Below are 650 nucleotides of genomic sequence, written 5' to 3' on the forward strand. Positions count from 1 at the left end.
GCTAGTTGATTCGCTTGCAGATACTGATGCTGAAGTTGATTGACTTGCAGATACAGACGCTGAAGCTGATTGGCTTGCAGATACAGATGCTGAAGCTGATTGGCTAGCTGATACAGACGCTGAAGCTGATTGGCTTGCAGATACTGATGCTGAAGCTGATTGACTTGAGCTTACAGATGCTGAAGCTGAAGCACTTTGGCTGGCGCTTACTGATGCTGAAGTACTTTGACTTGCTGATACAGAGGCGCTTGCTGATTGGCTAGCTGATACAGATGCTGATTGGCTTGCACTTACTGATGCTGAAGCGCTTTGGCTTGCTGATACTGACGCAGATTGGCTCGCGCTTGCTGAGATAGAAGCTGAGTTCTGGTCGTTAGATGCTGATGCTGAAGCACTTTGGCTTGCGCTTACTGATGCGCTAGCTGATTGACTTGCACTTACAGAAGCTGATGTACTTTGGCTAGCGGATACAGATGCTGATTGGCTAGCGGATACAGATGCTGATGCGCTTTGGCTTGCACTAATTGACGCAGATTGGCTCGCGCTTGCTGAGATAGAAGCTGAGTTCTGGTCGTTAGATGCTGATGCTGAAGCACTTTGGCTTGCGCTTACTGATGCGCTAGCTGATTGACTTGCACTTACAGAAGCTG

The 650-nt window shown here is 48.5% G+C and carries 1 protein-coding gene; it reads right to left on the reverse strand.

The window, feature by feature from the left end; genetic code table 11:
• Positions 1 to 650: hypothetical protein (locus tag HF881_RS10360; RefSeq protein WP_206283224.1), on the reverse strand; the 650-nt coding region annotated here is incomplete at both ends.

Source organism: Streptococcus sp. WB01_FAA12 (genome assembly GCF_012843315.1).
In the GTDB taxonomy this organism is placed as follows: domain Bacteria; phylum Bacillota; class Bacilli; order Lactobacillales; family Streptococcaceae; genus Streptococcus.